Annotated in this window: 24 protein-coding genes; 10 read left to right on the top strand and 14 right to left on the bottom strand. The window is 69.2% G+C overall.

The genetic code is table 11. The features are described 5' to 3' along the window. Window positions 1–205: 205 nt before the first annotated feature. Window positions 206–1,294, bottom strand: coding sequence for an aminopeptidase (locus QSJ95_RS18520; protein WP_285644423.1), 1,089 nt, complete (start codon window positions 1,292–1,294; stop codon window positions 206–208). 68 nt (window positions 1,295–1,362) lie between these two features. On the opposite strand from QSJ95_RS18520, the gene QSJ95_RS18525 reads away from it, so the two are divergent. Then, the gene (locus QSJ95_RS18525) at window positions 1,363–1,788 is read left to right on the top strand and encodes a PA0061/PA0062 family lipoprotein (RefSeq protein WP_043270085.1); all 426 of its coding nucleotides are present in this window, start codon (window positions 1,363–1,365) and stop codon (window positions 1,786–1,788) included. Between the two features lie 66 nt (window positions 1,789–1,854). Further along, entirely contained in the window at window positions 1,855–2,289 is a 435-nt protein-coding gene (locus QSJ95_RS18530; protein ID WP_285644426.1) for a PA0061/PA0062 family lipoprotein, read from the top strand. A 10-nt stretch (window positions 2,290–2,299) separates the two neighbouring features. On the opposite strand, the gene QSJ95_RS18535 is transcribed toward QSJ95_RS18530, so the two are convergent. The 4 genes from QSJ95_RS18535 to QSJ95_RS18550 form a co-directional block, all read right to left on the bottom strand. Then, window positions 2,300–2,512 carry a DUF1161 domain-containing protein gene (locus QSJ95_RS18535; protein ID WP_099049091.1) on the bottom strand — a complete coding sequence of 71 codons (213 nt, stop codon included), beginning with the start codon at window positions 2,510–2,512 and terminating at the stop codon, window positions 2,300–2,302. A gap of 148 nt (window positions 2,513–2,660) precedes the next feature. Continuing rightward, window positions 2,661–2,885 carry a DUF1161 domain-containing protein gene (locus QSJ95_RS18540; RefSeq protein WP_009614517.1) on the bottom strand — a complete coding sequence of 75 codons (225 nt, stop codon included), beginning with the start codon at window positions 2,883–2,885 and terminating at the stop codon, window positions 2,661–2,663. A gap of 124 nt (window positions 2,886–3,009) precedes the next feature. After that, entirely contained in the window at window positions 3,010–3,225 is a 216-nt protein-coding gene (locus tag QSJ95_RS18545; RefSeq protein WP_009614515.1) for a dodecin, read from the bottom strand. A 102-nt stretch (window positions 3,226–3,327) separates the two neighbouring features. Further along, window positions 3,328–4,218 carry a LysR family transcriptional regulator gene (locus tag QSJ95_RS18550; RefSeq protein ID WP_285644432.1) on the bottom strand — a complete coding sequence of 297 codons (891 nt, stop codon included), beginning with the start codon at window positions 4,216–4,218 and terminating at the stop codon, window positions 3,328–3,330. 268 nt (window positions 4,219–4,486) lie between these two features. Here QSJ95_RS18550 and trpB point away from each other — a divergent pair, with 268 nt between their 5' ends. The 3 genes from trpB (at window position 4,487) to gloA2 (ending at window position 7,006) form a co-directional block, all read left to right on the top strand. Beyond that, entirely contained in the window at window positions 4,487–5,695 is a 1,209-nt protein-coding gene (gene trpB, locus QSJ95_RS18555; protein ID WP_256513594.1) for a tryptophan synthase subunit beta, read from the top strand. After that, a complete protein-coding gene (gene trpA / locus QSJ95_RS18560) occupies window positions 5,692–6,498 on the top strand; it encodes a tryptophan synthase subunit alpha (RefSeq protein ID WP_043318466.1) in 807 nt (268 codons plus the stop codon). The genes trpB and trpA overlap by 4 nt, the downstream gene beginning before the upstream one ends. 124 nt (window positions 6,499–6,622) lie before the next feature. Beyond that, window positions 6,623–7,006, top strand: coding sequence for an SMU1112c/YaeR family gloxylase I-like metalloprotein (gene gloA2 / locus QSJ95_RS18565; RefSeq protein WP_285644436.1), 384 nt, complete (start codon window positions 6,623–6,625; stop codon window positions 7,004–7,006). A gap of 156 nt (window positions 7,007–7,162) precedes the next feature. Here the strand turns inward: gloA2 and QSJ95_RS18570 are convergent, their stop codons facing one another. Continuing rightward, complete coding sequence (locus tag QSJ95_RS18570; RefSeq protein ID WP_009614506.1) at window positions 7,163–8,098, bottom strand: AraC family transcriptional regulator; 936 nt, start codon at window positions 8,096–8,098, stop codon at window positions 7,163–7,165. A gap of 306 nt (window positions 8,099–8,404) precedes the next feature. On the opposite strand from QSJ95_RS18570, the gene QSJ95_RS18575 reads away from it, so the two are divergent. Then, window positions 8,405–8,719 (top strand): putative quinol monooxygenase, encoded by a 315-nt coding sequence (locus QSJ95_RS18575; protein ID WP_285644439.1) that lies wholly within the window; start codon window positions 8,405–8,407, stop codon window positions 8,717–8,719. Window positions 8,720–8,725: 6 nt separating this feature from the next. Here the strand turns inward: QSJ95_RS18575 and QSJ95_RS18580 are convergent, their stop codons facing one another. The 5 genes from QSJ95_RS18580 to QSJ95_RS18600 all read right to left on the bottom strand — a co-directional run bounded on the left by QSJ95_RS18580 (window position 8,726) and on the right by QSJ95_RS18600 (window position 14,263). Then, window positions 8,726–11,107 carry a TonB-dependent receptor gene (locus QSJ95_RS18580; protein WP_285644441.1) on the bottom strand — a complete coding sequence of 794 codons (2,382 nt, stop codon included), beginning with the start codon at window positions 11,105–11,107 and terminating at the stop codon, window positions 8,726–8,728. A 399-nt stretch (window positions 11,108–11,506) separates the two neighbouring features. Next, complete coding sequence (locus QSJ95_RS18585) at window positions 11,507–12,430, bottom strand: FecR family protein (RefSeq protein ID WP_285644443.1); 924 nt, start codon at window positions 12,428–12,430, stop codon at window positions 11,507–11,509. Beyond that, the gene (locus QSJ95_RS18590; protein WP_024128852.1) at window positions 12,427–12,948 is read right to left on the bottom strand and encodes a sigma-70 family RNA polymerase sigma factor; all 522 of its coding nucleotides are present in this window, start codon (window positions 12,946–12,948) and stop codon (window positions 12,427–12,429) included. The genes QSJ95_RS18585 and QSJ95_RS18590 overlap by 4 nt, the downstream gene beginning before the upstream one ends. A gap of 92 nt (window positions 12,949–13,040) precedes the next feature. After that, window positions 13,041–13,370: a DOPA 4,5-dioxygenase family protein gene (locus tag QSJ95_RS18595; protein WP_043313885.1), complete on the bottom strand. Its 330-nt coding sequence runs from the start codon at window positions 13,368–13,370 to the stop codon at window positions 13,041–13,043. After that, on the bottom strand, window positions 13,367–14,263 hold the full coding sequence (locus tag QSJ95_RS18600; protein ID WP_074980822.1) for a choline sulfate utilization transcriptional regulator: 897 nt from the start codon (window positions 14,261–14,263) through the stop codon (window positions 13,367–13,369). The genes QSJ95_RS18595 and QSJ95_RS18600 overlap by 4 nt, the downstream gene beginning before the upstream one ends. A gap of 128 nt (window positions 14,264–14,391) precedes the next feature. Between QSJ95_RS18600 and betC the strand changes: the two genes are divergently transcribed. Genes betC through QSJ95_RS18615 form a run of 3 tightly spaced genes read left to right on the top strand, consistent with a single transcriptional unit; the run spans window position 14,392 to window position 18,425 of the window. After that, window positions 14,392–15,900, top strand: coding sequence for a choline-sulfatase (gene betC / locus QSJ95_RS18605; RefSeq protein WP_285644449.1), 1,509 nt, complete (start codon window positions 14,392–14,394; stop codon window positions 15,898–15,900). Window positions 15,901–15,938: 38 nt separating this feature from the next. Beyond that, a complete protein-coding gene (locus QSJ95_RS18610; protein WP_285644451.1) occupies window positions 15,939–16,862 on the top strand; it encodes a choline ABC transporter substrate-binding protein in 924 nt (307 codons plus the stop codon). Between the two features lie 6 nt (window positions 16,863–16,868). Further along, window positions 16,869–18,425, top strand: coding sequence for a SulP family inorganic anion transporter (locus QSJ95_RS18615; protein WP_285644453.1), 1,557 nt, complete (start codon window positions 16,869–16,871; stop codon window positions 18,423–18,425). Between the two features lie 281 nt (window positions 18,426–18,706). Here QSJ95_RS18615 and aroE read toward each other — a convergent pair whose 3' ends face one another. Both aroE and hemF read right to left on the bottom strand, forming a co-directional pair. Then, window positions 18,707–19,528 carry a shikimate dehydrogenase gene (gene aroE, locus QSJ95_RS18620; RefSeq protein WP_285644455.1) on the bottom strand — a complete coding sequence of 274 codons (822 nt, stop codon included), beginning with the start codon at window positions 19,526–19,528 and terminating at the stop codon, window positions 18,707–18,709. Between the two features lie 63 nt (window positions 19,529–19,591). After that, a complete protein-coding gene (gene hemF / locus QSJ95_RS18625; RefSeq protein WP_058071057.1) occupies window positions 19,592–20,515 on the bottom strand; it encodes an oxygen-dependent coproporphyrinogen oxidase in 924 nt (307 codons plus the stop codon). Between the two features lie 181 nt (window positions 20,516–20,696). Between hemF and QSJ95_RS18630 the strand changes: the two genes are divergently transcribed. Further along, window positions 20,697–21,674: a quinone oxidoreductase family protein gene (locus QSJ95_RS18630; protein ID WP_058071056.1), complete on the top strand. Its 978-nt coding sequence runs from the start codon at window positions 20,697–20,699 to the stop codon at window positions 21,672–21,674. 332 nt (window positions 21,675–22,006) lie between these two features. On the opposite strand, the gene tsaC is transcribed toward QSJ95_RS18630, so the two are convergent. Next, a complete protein-coding gene (gene tsaC, locus QSJ95_RS18635; protein WP_009614490.1) occupies window positions 22,007–22,564 on the bottom strand; it encodes an L-threonylcarbamoyladenylate synthase type 1 TsaC in 558 nt (185 codons plus the stop codon). Window positions 22,565–22,571 lie beyond the last annotated feature (7 nt).

Genomic DNA, 22,571 nt, shown 5'->3' on the forward strand with positions numbered 1-22,571 from the left:
CGCGAACCCAGGGTTCGCGTTCTCGGGAATGACGAGAGGAGGTAGGCGTTCCGGGATGACTCCGAACTCCCCGCACGCTCCGAACAGCCCCCTCTCCCTTTGGGAGAGGGCTGGGGTGAGGGAGCGAGGCCAGGCTGGCGCACCTTCGCTGAACCACCACATATCGCTTAAGTGAACAGCATTACGCTCCTACGGAGGCCATGCTTCACAGCCGCTGGAACCGTCCTTCCGCAAGCTGCTCCAACGCCGCCTGCCGCTGCGCCGCGGGCAACGCGCCGAGCTTCTCGACCCGCGCATAGAACGCCGGCCAGTTGCCGCCGACCTGGCGCAGCAGGGTGGCGAAGGCCGGCACCCACTGGTCGTAGAGGCCGAAGGGCAGCAGCTTGGCATTGTTCAGCGGGCCGTTCACCCAGGCGTCGTAGGGGCACTTGCCGGCCCATTCGCGCTGGCACAGCTCGCGGTAGTCGCGGCGCAGGCGCTCGAACTCGGCGGCCTTGGCGGCGCGCTTGTCGGCCTCGGGCAGGTCGCGGGCGTAGAGTTCCTTCAGGCGCTCGCGGGTGTCCAGCACCAGGCGGGTGAAGCCTTCGCGCTGGCGCACGCGGCTGGCCTGCTCCGGCGGCAGGCCGCGGAAGGCGCGCCAGCGGCGGCCGCCCTCCTGCTCGACGAAGCTGGCGTAGGACTCGTTGAAGGCGGTGTCGCCCGGCAGGTAGAAGCGCTGGTGGGCCAGCTCGTGGAACAGCGTTTCGGCCAGGCGCTGGTCGTCCCAGCGCAGCATGCTGCTGATGATCGGGTCGTCGAACCAGCCGAGGGTGGAATAGGCCTCCACGCCGCCGACGTAGACGTCCCAGCCCTGCGCCTTCAGGCGCTGCGCCTCGGCCTTGGCGCCGGCCTCGGCGTAGTAGCCGCGGTAGGCCACGCAGCCGGCGATGGGGAAGCAGTGGGTGAGCGGCTGCAGCGACAGCTCCGGCGTGGCGAACACGTTCCACACCACGTAGGGCCGGTGGATGTCGCTGTACAGCCGGTAGCTGCGGTTGTCCGGCAAGGCCAGCTCGGCGCTGGCGAAGGCGCGGGCTTCCTGGGACAGCGCCAGGCGCTGGCGCAGCCTGGCGTCGCGGGCGGGGTCGGCGACCACCTCGGCCACCGGCTCGCGGGCCGCCAGCAACTGCAACTGGCCGTTGCCCAGTTGGCTGTAATAGCCGGCCGTGGAACAACCGCCCAGCAGGAAGAACGCCAGGCAGGGAACCCAGCGGGGCAATCGGCGGTCGAGAAACGCAATACACAGGCGGGCGGGCATGCGCGGCACATTAGCACAGGCCCCTAACCGCCGCTGCCGACACAACAAGACCACCCTGGAGTGTACCCATGCGCCCGCTGCTGCTCGCCACCGGCCTGCTCGTCCTGAGCGGTTGCTCGCTGATCCTGCCGCAACCCGACCCCAACCGTGCCTGGATCGACCTCGACACCAACGGCCAGAGCGACCTCTCGGCCCTGCAGGTGGACGACCAGCCCTGGCACAGCACCCGCTACTTCGAGGTCGACCCCGGCCAGCACGAGCTGCGCGTGCGCTACCAGTTCCAGGTCGAGCCGCAGAACATCGGCTCCGAGGCCGCGGTGTCCGAGGCGATGTGGCGCGACTGCCAGCTGACCCTCAAGTACAAGGACTTCGGCGCCGGCCAGCGCTACCGCCTGGAGACCGGCAGCATCGGTTTCTACCCCTGGGCGCGGCTGTACGACCAGCAGGCCAACGAAATCGCCCGTGGCCGCACCGGGCGCTGCGAGAAGGTCTGAGCGAACGCGCCGCGGCGCCGCCCAGGGCGTATGCTGGGAGGATTCCCCGCTTCGAGCGACACCGCCATGGGCAAACTCCGGCTGCTGTTCCTGCCGGCCCTGCTGAGCGCCTGCGCCGGCCCGCTGCCGGCCCACGACCCGCAGCTGGCCTGGGTCGACCTCTACACCCAGCCGGCCAACACCCTGCTCGCCGAGCGCCTGGACAAGCAGGTGCTGCGCGACGGCCGCTTCTTCCAGGTGCCGCCGGGCAAGCACGAGCTGGAAGTGCGCTACCAGTACGAGATTCCCGGGGGTGGCGGCGGCGGCCTGGCGATGAGCGACAACACCACGCAGATCACCTGCCGCGTATGGCTGACCTACGACAACTTCGCCCCCGGCCAGCGCTACCGCCTGGAAGTGCGCCCGCAACTGCGCAAGGCCCTGGCCCTGCTCACCGATGCCAACGGCCAGCTGGTGGCCAAGACCGATTTCCAGGGGCGGATGGACTGCGGGCTGTTCTGAGCCGGGCGGCTCAGTCGTCGTTCTTCTGGTAGATGATCTTGCGCGTGCCGCCCTCGCAGCTGCCGACCACCATGCTCGGGTCCTTCACCTCGGCGTTGGTGACTATCTCCAGGGTGTAGGCGGTCACCCCGGCGGACTGGATCTTGGTCTCGATCTCCGCCTTGAGTTCCTCGCACGGCTTGGTCTTCGCCTGGGCGGCGCCCGCGCAGGCCAGGGCCAGCATCAGCACGGCGAACTTGCTCACGGTCATGGCATTCCCTCGTCAGCCCCACCACGGGGCGCCCTATCCTAACGAGAGACAGCGCGGCGGCGACAGAGTGCCCAACGACGAAGGGGCGCCAATGGCGCCCCTTCGCGGTCCCGCGGCGGCTTCAGTGCCGCGAATAGACGATCTCCTTGCTGCCGCCCTCGCAGGTGCCGACCACCTGACGAGCGCCACCCGCGCCCTTGTCGACGATCTCCAGGGTATAGCCCGAGACGCCCTTGGCCTGGAGTTTCGCGTCGATCTCGGCCTTGAGCTCCTCGCACGGCTTGCCGGCGGCCAGGGCACTACCCGCCATGGCCAGCAGGCCGGCGGCCAACAACAGGTTCTTCATGGCTGATGCTCTCCGTTGAACGAATGGACGAAGGGCCCCGCTGGGCCCGTGAAACGGCCGCCCCGCGGCGGCCCCCGAAAGCCCCCGGCGCCCCGGCCCGCGGGCGCGCGGCGGCGAATGCCGGTCAGCTGTCGGCGATCTTGAAGCCGACCTTCAGCGTCACCTGGTAATGCCCCACCGCACCGTTCTCGATATGCCCGCGGGTGTCCACCACCTCGAACCATTCCAGGTTCTTCAACGACTTCGAGGCCTCGGCCAGGGCGTTGTTGATGGCGTCCTCGATGCTGGTGCGCGAAGACCCGACCAGCTCGATCTTCTTGTAGGTGTGATGGTTCGACATCGGCTTCTCCTTGGGCGCGCCCGGCGGCGCGCAGTGCTGAATGTCCTCGTAGGACACTAGCCGAGCCCTGGAAGTGCAGCAAATTGCCGCCAGGGGCAACCCTCAGCGCGCGGTCAGTTCCGTTCGCAACCAGCGGGCCAGGCGTTCGGCGCGGGCGTCGCCGCGCCGGGCCGGCACCCACAGCGCCAGGCGCGCGGCGGTTTCGGCGAAGCCCCAGGGCGCGGCGAGGCGGCCGGCGGCGAGGTCGTCGGCCACCAGCGCCTGGGGGGCGATGGCCACGCCCAGGCCGGCCACCGCCGCTTCCAGCAGGTAGTACAGGTGCTCGAAGCCCTGGCCCAGGTGCAGGGCGCCGGCGTCCAGGCCCTGGGCGAGCGCCCATTGCGGCCAGGCCTGGGGCCGCGAGGCGGTGTGCAGCAGCGCCTCGCCCAGCAGCGCCCGGGGCTCGGCCCGCTGCAGTTCGGCGAAGCGCGGGTGGCGCGGGCTGAGCACCGGGCCGATGCGCTCGGCGGCCAGTTCGAACACCTGCATGTCGGCCGGCCATGGCGGCTCGGCGAACAGCAGGGTGGCGTCGACGCCGCCGCGGCGTGGGTCCAGTTCGCCCTCGCTGGCCGACAGCTGCAGGCGCAGTTCCGGCAGCTCGCGGTTGAGGCGGTCCAGGCGCGGGATGAACCAGCGGGCCAGCAGGCTTCCCGGGCAACCGAGCACGAAGGGCGCCTCGCCGCCGGCCTGGCGCAGTTCGGCGCAGACACGGCGCAGGCGCTCGAAGGCGTCGCCGCTGGCCTCGCCCAGGCGGCGCCCGGCATCGGTGAGTTTTACGCCGCGCCCGTCCTTGGCCAGCAGGGCCACGCCGAGGTCTTCCTCCAGTTGCCGCAGCTGCCGGCTCACCGCGCCGTGGGTGACGTGCAGCTCGGCCGCCGCCTGGCTCACGCCGCCGAGACGGGCGACGGCATCGAAGGCGCGCAGGGCGTTGAGCGGGGGAAGGTCGCGGCTCATGGCGTTCAACCTGTGAGTTTTCCTGACATGTCCAGGCGATCTTATCGCTTTTCCCGCCCGGCCGGCAGTCGTATCCTCGGCACATTCCGTAGGAGCAACGGCCTTGCGCCGAGGTGCTCTTCGTAGGATGGGTTGAGCTTGCGAAACCCATGCGGTTGCGCTGATGGGTATCGCTTCGCTCAACGCCATCCTACGAAAAGCCGTGCTTCCCTGGAGGTGTCTCGCCCCCAGGGGCGCTCCTGCCTACCGACACCAGAGGAGCCTTCCCATGTCCACATTGCGCACCGGTCCCGACGCCAAGGGCCTGTTCGGCAGCTTCGGCGGCCAGTACGTCGCCGAGACCCTGATGCCGCTGATCCACGACCTGGCCCGCGAGTACGACAAGGCCAAGGACGATCCGGAGTTCCACAAGGAACTGGCCTACTTCCAGCGCGACTACGTCGGCCGCCCGAGCCCGCTGTACTTCGCCGAGCGCCTGACCGAGCACTGCGGCGGGGCGAAGATCTACCTCAAGCGCGAAGAGCTGAACCACACCGGCGCGCACAAGATCAACAACTGCATCGGCCAGATCCTCCTGGCCAGGCGCATGGGCAAGCAGCGCATCATCGCCGAGACCGGCGCCGGCATGCACGGCGTGGCCACCGCCACCGTGGCGGCGCGCTTCGGCATGAAGTGCGTGGTCTACATGGGCACCACCGACATCGACCGCCAGCAGGCCAACGTCTTCCGCATGCGCCTGCTGGGCGCCGAGGTGATCCCGGTCACCGCCGGCACCGGCACCCTCAAGGACGCCATGAACGAAGCCCTGCGCGACTGGGTGACCAACGTCCACGACACCTTCTACCTGATCGGCACCGTGGCCGGCCCGCACCCCTACCCGGCGATGGTCCGCGACTTCCAGGCGGTGATCGGCAAGGAGACCCGCGAGCAGCTGGCCGAGAAGGAAGGGCGCCTGCCCGACTCGCTGGTCGCCTGCATCGGCGGCGGCTCCAACGCCATGGGCCTGTTCCACCCGTTCCTGGATGACGCCGGGGTGAAGATCATCGGCGTGGAAGCCGCCGGCCACGGCATCGAGACCGGCAAGCACGCGGCCAGCCTGAACGGCGGCGTGCCCGGCGTGCTGCACGGCAACCGCACCTTCCTGCTGCAGGACGAGGACGGCCAGATCATCGACGCCCACTCCATTTCCGCCGGCCTGGACTACCCCGGCATCGGCCCGGAACACGCGTGGCTGCACGACATCGGCCGCGTCGAGTACACCTCGATCACCGACCACGAGGCGCTGCAGGCCTTCCACACCTGCTGCCGCCTGGAAGGCATCATCCCGGCGCTGGAGTCCTCCCACGCCCTGGCCGAGGTGTTCAAGCGCGCGCCCAACCTGCCCAAGGACCACATCATGGTGGTGAACCTGTCCGGTCGTGGCGACAAGGACATGCAGACCGTCATGCACCACATGCAACAGGAGCAGCAAGCATGAGCCGCCTGCAGACCCGCTTCGCCGAACTGAAACAGCAGAACCGTGCCGCTCTGGTGACCTTCATCACCGCCGGCGACCCGGGCTACTCCACCTCGCTGGACATCCTCAAGGGCCTGCCCGAGGCCGGCGCCGACGTGATCGAGCTGGGCATGCCGTTCACCGACCCCATGGCCGACGGCCCGGCGATCCAGCTGGCCAACATCCGCGCCCTGGGCAACGGCCAGAACCTGGCCAGGACGCTGAAGATGGTCCGCGAATTCCGCGCCGGCAACGACAGCACCCCGCTGGTGCTGATGGGCTACTTCAACCCCATCCACTACTACGGCGTCGAGCGCTTCGTCGCCGATGCCAAGGAAGCCGGCGTCGACGGCCTGATCATCGTCGACCTGCCGCCGGAGCATAACGAGGACCTGTGCCAGCCGGCCCAGGCCGCCGGGCTGGACTTCATCCGCCTGACCACCCCGACCACCGACGACGCGCGCCTGCCCACGGTGCTCGCGGGCAGCTCTGGCTTCGTCTACTACGTCTCGGTAGCCGGCGTGACCGGCGCAGGAGCCGCGACCCTGGAGCACGTCGAGCAGGCCGTGGCGCGCCTGCGCCGCCACACCGACCTGCCGGTGGCCATCGGCTTCGGCATCCGCACCCCGGAACACGCCGCCAGCGTCGCGCGCCTGGCCGACGGCGTGGTGGTGGGCTCGGCGCTGGTGGACAAGATCGCCAACGCGGGAAGCTCCGCCGAAGCCGTGCAGGGCGTGCTGGGCCTGTGCCGCGAACTGGCCGAGGGCGTGCGCAAGGCGCGCTGAGGACCGGGTGGACGAGCGAGGCGATATCCAGCGATGGGTATCGCTTCGCTCAACGCCATCCTACGGGGGGGCGGTGGGCAGGCTGCATAATGGGTCGGGTGTTTTTCCGCAGCGGCCCCAGCTCATGAACCTGCACGGCCTCCATCACGTTGCCCTGATCTGCTCCGATTACCCGCGTTCGAAACGCTTCTACACCGAGGTGCTGGGGCTGCGGGTGATCGCCGAGACCTACCGCGCCGAACGCGATTCCTGGAAGCTAGACCTGGCCCTGGGCGAGGTGCAGCTGGAGCTGTTCTCCTTCCCCGACGCGCCGCCGCGGCCGTCCTATCCCGAGGCCCAGGGGCTGCGCCACCTGGCCTTCGCCGTGGAGGACCTGGAAGCGGCGGTGGCCGAGCTGGAAGGCCAGGGCGTGCGTTGCGAGCCGATCCGTTGCGATGGGCTGACCGGCAAGCGCTTTACGTTCTTTGCCGATCCGGATGGGTTGCCGTTGGAGTTGTACGAGCGTTGATGGATAGGCCGCCGGCCTGTCAGGCGGAATCGCGGATGAATCCGCTCCTACCTTACAGGCAGGCACGGCTCCTACGCCCCCCGGCAAACACCGTGCCTCGTAGGATGGCGTTGAGCAAAGCGATACCCATCGCCATGCCGCGAGGCTCGGTCAAGGTCAAGCCGGCATCGCCGCATCGCCCAGGGCGTTGCGCAGGCTGGCCAGGTCGCGCAGCGGCGGGGCGCCGAACAGGCGGCTGTATTCGCGGCTGAACTGCGAGGGGCTCTCGTAGCCCACGCGGTGGCCTGCCACCGCCACTTCCAGGCCCTCGGAGAGCATCAGCCGGCGCGCCTCCTGCAGGCGCAGCTGCTTCTGGTACTGCAGCGGGCTGAGCGCGGTGACTTCCTTGAAGCGGTGGTGCAGGGTCGAGGGGCTGAGGTTGACCTCGCGGGCCAGGTCGTCGATGCGCAGGGCCTTGTCGAAGTTGCGGTTGAGCCATTCGATGGCGCGGGTCACCCGGTGCGTCTGGCTGTCGGTCATCGCCAGGTCGTGCAACAGGTGGCCCTGGGGCCCGCGCAGCAGGCGGTAGAGAATCTCGCGGATGTACAGCGGCGCCAGCATGGCGATGTCGCGCGGGCTGTCGAGCAGGCGCATCAGCCGCAGCAGGGCGTCGAGCACCGAGGTGTCCAGGCGCTGCAGGTAGATGCCGCGGCTGGCCGGGCGCGGGGTGCTGCCGGCCAGGCCGGCGTCGGCGATCAGCCGCGTCAGTTCGCCCGGGTCGATGTCCAGGCGCAGCGACAGGTAGGGCTTGTCCGCCGAGGCGTCGACCACCTGGCCGCACACCGGCAGGGTCACCGAGACCACCAGCAGGTTGAGTTCGTCGTAGCGGTAGATTTCCGGGCCGACGCGGATTTCCTTGCTGCCCTGGGCGATGACGCACAGCGCCGGGCGGTACAGGGTGGGCATGCGGCCTTCGCTGGGCTGCTCCAGGCGCGCCAGCGACAGCGATTCGACGGCGGTGTCGTGGACGCCGGAGACGCCATTGCAGTGGCGCTCGATGATGTCGGCCAGTTCCTGGCGGCTGGCGGCGACGGGGTCGTGGGGTTGCGACATACGGGGGCCTCCGAGAGTGGCGGCGTCCAGCTTACGCCCGGGCACACGCGGGAAGTGTGACAGGGCGACGGACGCTGGAGGATCGGGCAAGCAATCGGCAGGATCGTACAAGCCAATCGCCACGGGAAGCCCCCATCATGCCAGCCAGGCCAGGGAATCCGCCGCTTCGGGCATGGCGGCGCGAATGCCGCAGGATCAGGCAAGAAGCCGGCAGCATCCGTCTACCGCCCGCAGGCGCCCGTCTCCTACTCTGGCACAACCGGGCCGAGCCCCCCTTCCAGCGCCCGGGACAGGAGGAGATCTTTCATGGCCATTCGACAACCGTTCGAACACCACCTGCTGATCCGCTCACGCCCCGGCCACGAGGCCGAGCTGGCGCAGCTGCTCGACCGCCTGATCAGCGCCGCGCACCAGTTGCCCGGCTGCCAGTCCTACGAGGTGCTGCTGCCGGCCACCCGCAGCGACGTCTGGCGCCTGCGCGGCCGCTGGGCCGATGCGCAAAGCCTGCAGGCCTACCTGGAACTGCCGCTGCAACAACTGCTGGGGGAAATCCTCCAGCATCACGCCCTCAGCCTGCACACCCACCTGGACGCGCCGCGCGAGGAATCCCGCGCGGCCTGAGCCCCCTCAGTACTCCATGCGCCAGCCCAGGGTGAAGGTGCGCCCGCGGCCCTGGTAGTCGTACAGGTAGGCCGGCCCGTAGGTCGGCGAATAGAACAGCGTCGCCCGCTGCCCCCACACGGTGCTGTACTCGCGGTCCAGCAGGTTCTGGATGCCCGCGCTGAAGGTGCCGAAACCCGTCTTGCGTTCCCCCATCAGGTCGAAGGTGGTGTAGCCGTCGATCTCGTGGTCGGCGTCGTCCTTCAGGCTCATGGCGTGGTTGGCCTGCAGCCGCGCGCTGTTCAGCTCGTCGTTCCAGCCGACGAAGGCGGTGGCCTTGGACAGCGAGGCGTAGCGCGCGTCGCGCTTGATCCAGTCGCCGTCGGCATCCTCTTCCTCGGAGCGCACCAGGTGCAGGGTGGTGCCGCCCTGCCAGCCGTTCTGGAAGTAGCGCGTCAGCGCGCCCTCGAAGCCGAAGTCGCGGCTCTTCTGGTCGACCACGTCGATGGTCAGGGTGGCCTGGTCGGTGGTGATCATCTTGTTCGACCAGATGTAGTACACCGCCGTCTGCGCCTGCCAGTCCATGTCCGCGTAGCGCCAGCCCAGCTCGACCTGACGGCTCTTGATGCCGGCCAGCGGGTTGTCGTCCACCGAGAGGCCGGGCTTGCCGTAGTACTTGGCCGGGTCGGGCAGGTCGAAGCCTTCGCTGTAGTTGCCCCACAGCTGGTGGCCGTTGTGGAAGTCGTAGATGGCGCCGAGGTTGAACAGGTTGACCTGGTAGTCGTTGTTGCCGCCGGGCACGCCCTTGAAGTCGTCGACCTCGACGTCCATCTTCTGGTGCCGCGCGCCGCCGGAGAGGGTCAGGGCGTCGGTCAGCTTGTAGTCCAGCTGGCCGTAGAACGACAGGCCGTCGACCACGTAGCTGGGGTAGCGCGGCGCGCTGCTGGCGGTGCTCAGGTCGAGGCCGCCGCTTTCCGAGGAGACCAGCTGGTCGAAGGTCTTCTGCTCGGCGTTGAAGCGCTCGTGGTCCAGGTCCACGCCGTAGGTGAGCTTCAGCTTGTCCCACTGCTTGCTGAACAGGCCCTTGAGGCCGCTGACCTCGAAGTTCTGCTGCGAGGCGGCGAAGTACACGCCGGTGCTGCCGGCCGGCTTGCCGGCGTTGTAGTAGGGGAAGGGGTAGAAGTTGTCGTCTTCCTTGCGGTAGTAGGCCTGCAGGTAGAAGTCCTGGTCCAGCAGGTTGGCGTGGTGGTAGTTGGCGTTGAGCAGCAGGCGGCGCGTCTGCGGCTCGAGGTCGGTGTCCATGCCGCTGCGGATCTGCGCGTCATCCAGGTCCGACGGGGCCTTGTAGTTCAGGTGCGGAAAGTAGAGGCCGGTGCTGCCGTCGTTGCCCGAGTCGTAGTACTGGGCCAGCAGGTCCAGGCTCTGCTCGTCGGTGAACTGCGCGGTGAGGTTGCCCATGACGTCGATGGTGCGGTTGTACTGCAGGTCGGTCTGGGTGTTGTCGATGAAGATCTGGTTGCCGGCGCCGTCGTAGAAGGCTTCGTTCTTCTCGGCGGCAACGCCCAGGCGCCCGCTCAGGCGGTCGGTGCCGCCGCTGACCGACTGGGCCAGGCGGGTGGAGAGGTCGTCGCTGTTGTTGAAGCCGCTGCTGGCGCCCAGCTGGCTTTCGAAGCGGGCATCGCCGGGCGCACCCTTCTTGGTGATGATGTTGATGATGCCGCCGGTGGCGCCGCCGCCGTAGATGGCGCTGGCGCCGGAGAGCACTTCGATGCGCTCGACATTGAACGGCGAGATGCTGTCGAACTGCCGCGACAGGCCGCGGGAGCTGTTCTGGCTGACGCCGTCGATCATCACCAGCACGTTGCGCCCGCGCATGTTCTGGCCGTAGTTGGTGCGGCCTTCCGGGGCCAGGTCGAGGCCGGGGACCAGCTTGCCCACCGCTTCCTTGAGGCTGACGCCGGTGTCCAGCTGTTCGCGCAGCTGCGCCTGGTCCACCACCCAGACGGTGCCGGGGATGGAGCTGATGTCGGTGGGCGTGCGCGCGGCCACGCTGATCTGCGTCGGCGCCATGCTCAGCGGCTCGCCGCCGGCGGCCTTCTCGCGCTGCAGCACCACGGTGCGCTCGTCGCTGAAGCTCCAGCGCATGCCGCTGCCGGAAAGCAGCTTGTCCAGCGCCTCCTCGCGGCTGTAGCGGCCGTCCAGGCCGGGGCTCTTCAGGCCCTGGACGTCCTCGGAGTTGAACAGCAGGTGCAGCCCGGCCTGGTCGGCGAACTGCGTCAGGGCGCTGTCCAGGCTGCGCGGCGCGATGTGCAGCTCGACGTCCTCGGCAGCCAGGGCCAGGGGGCTGGCGCCGCCGAGCAGGGCGGCGAGGGCCAGGGCGCGGTACAGCGGGGAGAGGCGGTGATGCATGCGGGGGTTTCCGTTCTTGTGGGCAGGGCGCGTTTGTTGGGAATTCTTCGCGTTCATGCCTACGACGAAACGGGGTGGGGGATCTTGCAGTGGGGGAGGTAAAAATTTTTGCGCGGGGTCTGGTTTTGTATTTTGGAGCGAGCTTGCTCGCGAACGGCGCTTGCCGGCAGCTTCGGTGTGTTGGTTTGACGCCGTTCCCTCTCCCCAGCCCTCTCCCTGAAGGGAGAGGGGGCTTGTCCGTGCCGAGAAAGGATCTGGTGTTAGCCGGATGCTCGGTACCAGCCGGCTAACGCCGAAACATCAGCGCATGCCGAACGGTCCCCTCTCCCTTCAGGGAGAGGGTTAGGGAGAGGGCGCTCTTCAGGACGTGCACCGAACCCAACCGGCACAACCTCACCCCTACGAAGAAACCGGCCTAACCACCACCAACCAGGGCAACCGCGTCACCTGCACCGGCTGCAACCGCTGCAACGTCTGCAACAACGCATCGGGATCGTCCAGATCGAACACCCCGCTCACCTTGTGCCGCCGCAAGCTGGCATCGGTCAGCAGGATGCGCCCCGGCAGGTAGCGCTCCAGTTCCGCCAGCACCTCGCCCAGCGGACGCTGGTTGAAGATCAGCTTGCCGCGCTGCCAGGCGCTGGCGCTGTCCAGGTCCAGGGGTTGCACCGGGCCGGGGGCGGCTTCCCCGCGATAGGCCAGGCGTTCGCCGGCGGCCAGGCGCACCGCCGGTTTGCCGCCGGCCTCCACCCGCACCACGCCCTCGCTGACCGCTACCTGCACTTCCGGGCCGCGGCTGTCGACGTCGAAGCGGGTGCCCACGGCGGTGACTTCGCCGTCGCCAGCATGCACCACGAAGGGCCGTTGCGCGTCCTTGGCCACTTCGAACAGCGCCTCGCCGCCATACAGATGCAGGCTCCGGCGGCTGGCGGAAAAGTTCACCGACAGCGCGCTGGCGCTGTTCAGCCAGACGCGGCTGCCGTCGGCCAGTTCGATCATCCGCCGCTCGCCGGTGCGGGTGGCGTAGTCGGCATACAGGCCCGCCACCGGCGTGGGCAGCGCCAGCGCCACGGCCAGCGCGGCGACGCAGGCGGCCGCCGCCACAGCGGCCAGGCGGCGCGGGCGCAGCAGGCGGTGGCGGCGCGCCGTGCGGGTGGCCGGCAGGGCGCCCCACAGCGCCTCGGCGCTGCGCGCGGCGCTTTCGTGCTCAGGGCTCTGCGCGCGCCACTGGGCGAACGCGCTGCGGCGGCCGGCCTCGACGCGGCCGGAATGCAGTTCCACCAGCCAGTCGATGGCCTGGTTCTCCAAGTCCTGGCGGCTCATGGCTGCGCCTCCCGCTGTTGCAGGTGGTCGCGGCAATGGCGCATGGCCTGGACGATGTACTTGCCCACCATGCTTTCGGAAACGCCGAGGCGGCGGGCGATCTGCGCGTGGGTCAGGCCGTCCAGGCGGTTCATCAGCAGCGCCTGGCGGGCCTTGGGCGGCAGTTGGTCGAGGGCGGCGTCGAGCTGTTCCAGGGCCTCGCGGGCCAGCAGGTTGCGCTCCAGGCCGGCGCCGGGGTCGCTGACCTCGTTGGCCGCCGTCTCCTCCACGTGCAGCTCGGCCAACCGGCCCTCGCGGCGCAGGTTGTCGATGGCCAGGTTGCCGGCCACGCGGAACAGGTAGGCACGCGGGTCCTGCACTTCGGCCTCCGGGGCCTGGTCGGCCAGGCGCAGCCAGGTGTCCTGGGCGACGTCGGCGGCGCGCTGGTTGTCGCCCAGGCGGCGGGCGAGGAAGCGCAGCAGGTCCGCATAGTGCGCCTGGAAGCTCTGCAGGAGGTGGGAGGAGGCGAAACGCCGCATGATGACCGCGATACCCTGGAATACCGGCCCGCCGTGGGCGGGCCGCCGGTAAAGCGGGCAAGCATACACCGAATCGAGAATCATTATCGAATTCAACCGAACAGCGACAGGTCCAGCGGCCGCACCGCTCCCATCCAGATGGCGTGGTCACGGTGGTCGCGCAGGTCGTCGCCGGTGTCCGGGTGGATGAACACCACCAGGCCATCGCGGTGCAGCGCCAGCCAGGGCACCACGGCGGCGAAGGCGTCGTTGCCGAAGGCCAGCTGGCAGCTCCAGTCCGGGTGCGGGCCGACCGGGCGCTGGTGCATGCGGCCCATCTTCACGCCGAACAGGCGCACCGCCTCCTCGCACAGCTGGCGGGCCTGTTCCAGGCTGTCGGCATCGTAGTAGACGTGGGCGTGGTAGCCGTGGATCTCGTTCATGGGTCCTGTTCCAGTTCGGCGCGCAGCCAGTCGACGAAGGGCTGCAGCAGGCGGGCGCGGCGCTTGCGCTCGGGCAGCACGGCGTAATAGCCGTAGCGCGAGGCGGCGCTCTCGCGGATGGGTCGGCACAGTAACCCCTGCTCCAGCAGTTCGTCGACCAGGTGGCGCCAGCCGATGGCCACGCCCTGGCCGGCGATGGCCGCCTGCACCAGCAGCGTGTAGTTGTCGAAGCGTAGCCCGGAAGCCTCTGGCGGGCGCGGCAGCTCCAGGGCGCGGAACAGCCCCGGCCAGTCGAACCAGCGGCTGTGGGCCTCGGGCTTCAGGTGCAGCAGCGGCAGGCGCTGCAGCTCTTCCAGCGGCAGCGGCGCCTGGCGCTCGCCCAGCAGGCGCGGGCTGCACACCGGGAAGACTTCCTCGCCGAACAGCAGCAGCGGCTCGCCATGCTTGAAGCGCCCGTCGCCGAAGGCGATGGCCACGTCCACGTCGCTGCGCAGGCTGCTGGGGCTGCGCTCGCTGCTCAGCAGGCTGACATCCAGTTCCGGGTGCAGTTGGCGGAAGCGCGGCAGGCGCGGCATCAGCCAATAGGCGGCGAAGGCGAAGTCGGTGGCTACCTGCAGCACCTCCTGGGTGCGCCGCGCGCTGACCGCCTCGACCCCGGCCTCCAGCTCCGCCAGCCCGGCCTGCACGTGGCGCAGCAGCAACTGGCCGCTTTCCGTCAGAACGATCCCGCGGTGCACCCGGTCGAACAGACGTGCGCCGAGCAGCTTCTCCAGGCGCTTGATCTGCTGGCTCACCGCCGGCTGGCTGCTGCCCAGTTCGGCGGCCGCCGCGGTGAAGCCCTGCTCGCGGGCCGCGCACTCGAACACGCGGAGCAGCTCCAGGGGCAGGCTCATGGGTTCGCCACCCATAAGCTGGTGTTATCCGAAGCATGTATGGCCATGCGGTTTACCCCCTGTCGGCGCGGCGTGACACTGCTGTCACGCACTATTCCATAACAACCGTGCATAGGATAAGCCTCGCCATGCCACGTCCGAACATTCTCTTCATCATGGCCGACCAGATGGCCGCGCCCCTGCTGCCCCTGCACGACGCCGCCTCGCCGATCCGCATGCCCAACCTGATGCGCCTGGCCGAACAGGCCGTGGTGTTCGATTCGGCCTACTGCAACAGCCCGCTGTGCGCGCCCTCGCGCTTCACCCTGGTCAGCGGCCAGCTGCCGACGAAGATCGGCGCCTGGGACAACGCCGCCGACTTCGCCGCCGACGTCCCCACCTACGCCCACCACCTGCGCCGCCTGGGCTACCGCACGGCACTGTCGGGCAAGATGCACTTCTGCGGCCCGGACCAGCTGCACGGCTACGAGGAACGCCTGACCAGCGACATCTACCCCGCCGACTACGGCTGGGCGGTGAACTGGGACGAGCCGGAAGTGCGCCCGAGCTGGTACCACAACATGTCCTCGGTGCTGCAGGCCGGGCCCTGCGTGCGCACCAACCAGCTGGATTTCGACGACGAAGTGGTGTTCAAGGCGCGCCAGTACCTCTACGACCACATCCGCGAGCACGCCGAGCAGCCGTTCTGCCTGACCGTCTCCATGACCCACCCCCACGACCCCTACACCATCCCCCGCGAGTTCTGGGACCTATACCGCGACGAGGACATCCCCATGCCCAGCGTGGAACTGGCGCAGCACGAGCAGGACCCGCACTCCCAGCGCCTGCTCAAGGTCATCGACCTGTGGGACAAGCCACTGCCGCCGGAGAAGATCCGCGACGCCCGCCGCGCCTACTTCGGCGCCTGCAGCTACGTCGACGCGCAGATCGGCGCGCTGCTCAGGACCCTGGAGGAATGCGACCTGGCCGAGAACACCCTGGTGGTGTTCTCCGGCGACCACGGCGACATGCTTGGCGAGCGCGGCCTCTGGTACAAGATGCATTGGTTCGAGATGGCCGCCCGCGTGCCCATGCTGATCCACGCCCCGGGCCGTTTCGCCGCGCGCCACGTGGCCGAGTCGGTGTCCACCCTCGACCTGCTGCCGACCCTGGTGGAACTGGCCGGCGGCGAGCTGCCGGCGGACCTGGAGCTGGACGGCCGCTCGCTGCTGCCGCACCTGCGGGGCGAGGGCGGGCACGACGAGGTGATCGGCGAGTACACCGCCGAGGGCACCCTCAGCCCGCTGATGATGATCCGCCGCGGCGACTACAAGTTCGTCTATTCCGAACAGGACCCGTGCCTGCTCTACGATCTGAAGAACGACCCGCGCGAGCTGGAGAACCTGGCCGGCTCCGCGGCGCACCGCGAGCTGTTCGACGCCTTCCTGGCCGAGGCCCGGCAGCGCTGGGACATCCCGGCGATCACCGCCCGCGTGCTGGCCAGCCAGCGCCGCCGGCGCTTCGTCGCCGACGCCTTGCAGCGCGGCAAGCTGACCAGCTGGGACCACCAGCCGTTCGTCGATGCCAGCCAGCAGTACATGCGCAACCACATCGACCTGGACGACCTGGAGCGCCGCGCCCGTTACCCCAGACCCTGACCATAAGCACAACCAGAAAAAGCCGAGGGGAGATAAGCATGACCAAGTTAAGTGCATTGCTGCTGGCCACCACCATGGCGCTGGCCGGCCAGGCCGCGCAGGCCGAGGACGAAGCCTGCGCCACGGTGAAACTGGCCGATCCGGGCTGGACCGACATCGCCGTGACCAACGGCGTCGCCAGCTTCCTGCTCGACAGCCTCGGCTACCAGGCCAAGGTCGACACCCTCTCGGTGCCGATCACCTACGGCGGCCTGCGCGACGGCCAGGTGGACGCCTTCCTCGGCAACTGGATGCCGGCGCAGCAGGGCTTCCACGACCAGTTCATCGCCAGCGGCCAGGTCACGCAACTGGCGAAGAACCTGGAGGGCACCGAGTTCACCCTCGCCGTGCCGACCTATGTCTATAACGCCGGGGTGAAGAACTTCGCCGACCTGCAGAAGCACGCCGACCAGTTCAACCACAAGGTCTACGGCATCGGCTCGGGCGCGCCGGCCAACCAGTCGATCCAGAAGATGATCGGCGGCAACGAGTTCGGCCTGGGCGACTGGAAGCTGGTGGAGTCCAGCGAACAGGCGATGCTCGCCGAGGTCGGCCGGGCGGTTAAGCGCGAGCGCTGGATCGTCTTCCTCGGCTGGACGCCGCACCCGATGAACGTGAAGTACGACATGAAGTACCTGGCCGGCGGCGAGAAGTACTTCGGCAGCACCGGCAGCGTCTACACCGTCACCCGCAACGGCTACGCCCAGCAGTGCCCGAACAGCGCGAAGCTGCTGGCCAACCTGAGCTTCGACCTGAAGATGGAGAACGCCATCATGGCCGAGGTGCTGGAGAAGAACGTGAAGAACGCCGACGCAGTGAAGGCCTGGATCAAGGCCAACCCGCAGGTCCTGGGCAAGTGGCTGGACGGGGTGAAGGCCCGCGACGGCGGCGATGCCCTGGCCGCCGTGCAGGCCAAGCTCTGACCGCCGATGGAGCGCCTGTATCGCCTGCTGCCGTTCCTCGCCTGGCTGCCGGGCCTCGGCCCGCGGGCGATGGCGCGGGAAGCCTGGGTCGGCCTGGCCGGCGCTGTGCTGGCCCTGCCGCAGTCCATCGCCTACGCGCTGATCGCCGGGCTGCCGCCGCAGTACGGCCTGTACGCGGCCATGCTGCCGGTGGTGGTGGCCTGCCTGTGGGGCTCATCCAGGCACATGGTCGGCGGGCCCACCGCGGCCATCTCGGTGGTGCTCTACGCCACGGTGGCGCCCCTGGCGCCGCCGGGCAGCGAGACGTTCATCCAGTACGTGCTGCTGCTGACCTTCCTCGCCGGCATCCTGCAATGGGCCCTGGGGGCGATGCGCGCCGGGGTGCTGCTGAACTTCGTCTCGCACTCGGTGATGCTCGGCTTCACCCTGGGCGCGGCGCTGGTCATCGCCCTGGGCCAGTTGCCGTATCTGCTCGGCGTGGAAGTGCACAGCCGCGGCAGCGCCCTGGACGGTACGCGCCTGCTGCTGGCGCGGCTGGGCGAGTGCGAACCGGCGTCCCTGGCCATCGGCCTGCTCAGCCTGGCGGCGAGCCTGCTGTGCCGCTGGCTGCGGCCGCGCTGGCCGGCGTTGATGTTCGGCCTGCTGGTGGCCAGCCTGACGGTCTGGGCGCTGCCCGGGTGGTTCGGCGGCGTGGCGCGGGTACAGGCCTTCGCCAGCGTGCTGCCGCCGCTCAGCCCATTGCAGGTCGACGCGGCCGGCATCGCCGCGCTGCTGCCCGGCGCCCTCGCCTGCGGCCTGCTCGGCCTGGTCACCAGCCTGTCCATCGCCCGCGCCCTGGCCGCGCGCAGCCAGCAGGTGCTGGACGCCAACCAGGAAATCCGCGCCCAGGGCCTGTCCAACCTGGTCGGCCCTTGGTTCTCCGGCAGCCTTTCGGCGGGCTCCTTCACCCGCTCCGGGCTCAACCTCGAAGCCGGCGCGCGCACACCGCTGGCCGGGGTCTTCTCCGCCGCCTGGGTCGCGGTGCTGGCAGTGGCCGGCGCCGGACTGATCACCCACATCCCGCTGCCGGCCATGGCCGGCGGCATCCTGCTGATCGCCTGGGGCCTGGTCGACCGCCCGGCCCTGCGCGCCCTCTGGCGCGGCAGCCGCAGCGAGTTCGCGGTGATGGCCCTGACCGCCGCGGCGACCCTGCTGCTACCGTTGCAGAACGCCATCTACCTGGGCGTGCTGGCCTCGCTGCTGCTCTACCTGCGGCGCACCTCGCAGCCGCGGGTGGAACGCTGGCAGGCCAGCGAGGAAGAAGTGCTGCGGGTGGAAGGCTCGATCTTCTTCGGCGCCTGCGACTACCTGCAACGCCTGATCCAGGCCAGCCAGGGCCGGCGCCTGGTGCTGGATGCCAGGCACGTGAATTTCATCGACTTCGCCGGGGCGCACATGTTGCAGCAGGAAGCCCGCCGGCTGGCCGGCGAGGGCCGCCACCTGGTGCTGCGCCACGCGCGGCCGAGGGTGCGTGAGGAGCTGGCGAAGCAGATCGGTGAAGGCGCGGTATTGCAGGTGGAGTAGGGCGCATAACGCCTAGGGCGTTATCCGCCGATTGGCCGTGGCCCCAGAATGCGCCGGGTTCAGCCTCGGAGTGACGATGAGATCGGTCAAGCGGCGTATAACCGCGAACGGTTATACGCCCTACGTTACCGGTGCTTTTCGTAGGATGGGTTGAGCTTGCGAAACCCATGCGGCCATCGGTGATGGGTATCGCTTCGCTCAACCCATCCTACGGGGCTGCACACCGAAGCCCCTGGCAAGCACCGTTCGCGAGCAAGCTCGCTCCTACAAAAAAGCGGGAGTCAGCCGGCCAACTGCCGCCGCAACTCATCCAGCACCGGCCGCGAATCCGGCCGCACCCCGCGCCACAGCACGAAGGCCTCCGCCGCCTGCTCCACCAGCATGCCCAGGCCATCGATGCAGCGCGCCGCGCCATGCTCGGCGGCCCAGCGGTTGAAGGCGGTCGGCTCCTTGCCGTACATCATGTCGTAGCAGACGGTGTGCCCCGGGCGGATCAGCGCCGCGTCGATGGGCGGCAGCTCGCCGGCCAGGCTGGCCGAGGTGCCGTTGACGATCAGGTCGAAGGGTTCGTCGCGCAGGTCGAAGCCGCCGGCGCGCACCGTGCCCAGGTCGGCGAACTCGCGGGCCAGCTGCTCGGCCTTGGCCGCGGTGCGGTTGAGCACCACCAGCGCCGCCGGGCCCTCGGCCAGGAAGGGTTCGAGGATGCCGCGCACCGCGCCGCCGGCGCCCAGCACCAGCACGCGGCGGCCCTTGAGCGCCACGCCATTGTTCACCACCAGGTCGCGGGTCAGGCCGGTGCCATCGGTGTTGTCGCCCAGCAGGCGGCCGTCGTCGAGCTTCTTCAGCGTGTTCACCGCACCGGCGCGGCGGGCGCGCTCGGTTAGCTCACCGCACAGGCGGTAGGCGTCTTCCTTGAAGGGCACGGTGACGTTGGCGCCCAGGCCCTCGGCGAAGAACGCGCGGGCGGCCCCGGCGAAGTCGTCCAGCGGCGCCAGCTGGGCGTCGTAGATGAGCGCCTGGCCGGTCTGCTCGGCGAACAGGCGATGGATCAGCGGCGACTTGCTGTGGCCGATGGGGTTGCCGAAGACGCAATAACGATTCATAGGCTTTTTGAGCTGGAAGCTGGAAGCTGGAAGCTTGAGGCTTTTTTCTTCCGGCTTCCAGCTTCAGGCTTCCGGCTTCAACCCCAACCAATCACGGTCCTGGAGGAAATACTCGGTCAGCCGTGCCTCTTCGCTGCCCGGCTCGGGCTTCCAGTCGTAGCCCCAGCGCACCTGCGGCGGCAGCGACATGAGGATCGACTCGGTGCGCCCGCCGGACTGCAGGCCGAACAGGGTGCCGCGGTCGTAGACCAGGTTGAACTCCACGTAGCGGCCGCGGCGGAATTCCTGGAACTCGCGCTGCCGCTCGGTCCAGGCCTGGGCCTTGCGCTTGCGCACGATGGGCAGGTAGGCCTCGATGTAGGCGTCGCCTATGGCGCGCAGGAAGGCGAAGCTGGTGTCGAAGTCCCACTGGTTCAGGTCGTCGAAGAACAGGCCGCCGATGCCGCGCGGCTCGTTGCGGTGCTTGAGGTGGAAGTAGCGGTCGCACCACTCCTTGTAGCGCGGGTAGACGTCCTCGCCGAAGGGCGCGCAGGCCTCGCGGGCGACCTTGTGCCAGTGCACGCAGTCTTCCTCGTGGGCGTAGTAGGGCGTCAGGTCGAAGCCGCCGCCGAACCACCACACCGGCTCCTCGCCTTCCTTCTCGGCGATGAAAAAGCGCACGTTGGCGTGGGAGGTCGGCACGTGGGGGTTGCGCGGGTGGATCACCAGCGACACGCCCAGGGCCTGGAAGCCGCGCCCGGCCAGTTCCGGGCGGTGCGCGCTGGCCGATGGCGGCAGGCCGGCGCCGAACACGTGGGAGAAGTTCACCCCGCCCTTCTCGATCAGCGCGCCATCGCCGATCACCCGGGTGCGGCCACCGCCGCCGGCCGGACGCTCCCAGGCATCCTCGATGAAGCGGGCGCCGCCGTCCTCGGCTTCGAGGGCGGAGCAGATGCGGTCTTGCAGGTCGAGCAGGTAGGCCTTCACGGCCTGGATAGGGTCGGTCACGGGATCACCTTGGAGCGGGAAAGCCTTGCGGCGCTTGGGCTGCAGGCCGGGAGAGGAGCGCAAGCATAGCATTCCCGGCCGCCATGCCATGCTTGACGGCGGTCAACAAGGCGGCTTGGATGAAAGACTTTTCCCAACGCGGCGCCGACCCCTCCGGCGCCGCCAGCAGCAGGAGATCGACATGGCCAAGCGCATCCAGTTCGCCCGCACCGGCGGCCCCGAAGTCCTCGAATACCTCGACTACACCCCCGCCGAACCGGGCCCGAAGGAAGTCCGCGTGCGCAACCGCGCCATCGGCCTGAACTTCATCGACAACTACTTCCGCAGCGGCCTCTATCCCGCCCCGGCGCTGCCCTCCGGGCTGGGCACCGAGGGCGCCGGCGAGGTGGAGGCGGTGGGCAGCGAGGTGAGCAACGTCAAGGTCGGCGACCGCGTCGGCTACGCCACCGGCCCGCTGGGCGCCTACAGCGAACTGCACGTGCTGCCGGCGGCCAACGTGGTGAAACTGCCCGACGCCATCGATTTCGAGACCGCCGCCGCGGTGATGCTCAAGGGCCTGACCGTGCAGTACCTGCTGCGTCAGACCTACAACGCCCAGCCCGGCCAGACCGTGCTCTGGCACGCGGCCGCCGGCGGCGTGGGGCTGATCGCCTGCCAGTGGGCCAAGGCCCTGGGGGTGAAGCTGATCGGTACCGTCGGCTCGGCCGCCAAGGCGGAACTGGCCAAGGCCCACGGCGCCTGGGCGACCATCGACTACAGCCAGGAAAACGTGGCGGAGCGCGTGCTGCAGCTCACCGACGGCAAGAAGTGCCCGGTGGTCTACGACTCGGTGGGCAAGGACACCTGGCCGATCTCCCTGGACTGCGCCGCCCCGCGCGGGCTGATCGTCAGCTTCGGCAACGCCTCGGGCCCGGTGGACGGCGTCAACCTGGGCATCCTGGCGCAGAAGGGCTCGCTGTTCGTCACCCGGCCCACGCTGTTCGGCTACGCCAACACCCCGGAGCGCCTGCAGGCGATGGCCGAGGACCTGTTCGGCATGCTCGTCTCGGGCAAGGTCAAGGTGGAGATCAACCAGCGCTACGCCCTGGCCGACGCGGCCAAGGCGCAGACCGAACTGGCGGCGCGGCGGACCACCGGGTCGACCATTCTGTTGCCTTGAGGGAAAGGGCACGGCTTCTCGTAGGAGCGAGCTTGCTCGCGAACCGGATTTGCCGGGGACAGCGGATGTTGGCGTTCAGAGCGCCCCCTCCCTAACCCTCCCCCGCAAGCGGGAGAGGGGACCGTTCGGTGTGCCTGGATGTTCTGGAGTCAGCCGGCAACGCCAAAAGCTACCGGCTGAAACCCTTCCTTCTCTCGGCACGGACAGCCCCCTCTCCCTTCAGGGAGAGGGTTGGGGAGAGGGGACGGAGCCAAACTAAAACACCGAAGTCACAGCTGAGCACTGTTCGCGAGCAAGAGCTAGGCGCCCCCCTCGCTCCTACGAAGAGCCTCTCAGGCCGGGCGCACGGTCCGGCCGGTAACCAGGTCGCGGATCACGCTGGGGTTGCGCCGGCCGCCGAGCTTGCCGTCGAGCACGCCGTCCAGTTCGCCGCGGAAATACTGCTCCACCCGCAGCCGCGAGCGCGCCGCCGGGCGCCCGGCGGGGTTGGCCGAGGTGGACACCAGCGGGCCGGTCAGCGCGCAGAGTTCGCGCACCAGCGGGTGTTCGCTGACGCGCAGGGCCACGCTGTCGTGCTGGCCGGTGATCCACTCCGGCAGGCGCCCCTGGTGCGGCACCAGCCAGGTGTTCGGGCCCGGCCAGGTGGCGCCCAGGCGGTCCTGCCATTCCTGCGGCAGGTCGGCGAGCAGGAAGTCGAACTGGCGGATGTTGTCGGCCACCAGGATCAGGCCCTTCTCCACCGGCCGCGCCTTGATGGCCAGCAGGCGGTAGACGGCATCCTCGTTCCAGGGGTCGCAGCCCAGGCCCCAGACGGCTTCGGTCGGGTAGGCGATGACGCCGCCCTCGCGCACTATCCTGGCCACACGCTGCACACGCCAGCTGCTGATCATCGGCAAA

The organism is Pseudomonas sp. NBRC 100443 (assembly GCF_030268185.1).
GTDB classification, from domain to species: Bacteria; Pseudomonadota; Gammaproteobacteria; order Pseudomonadales; family Pseudomonadaceae; genus Pseudomonas; species Pseudomonas citronellolis.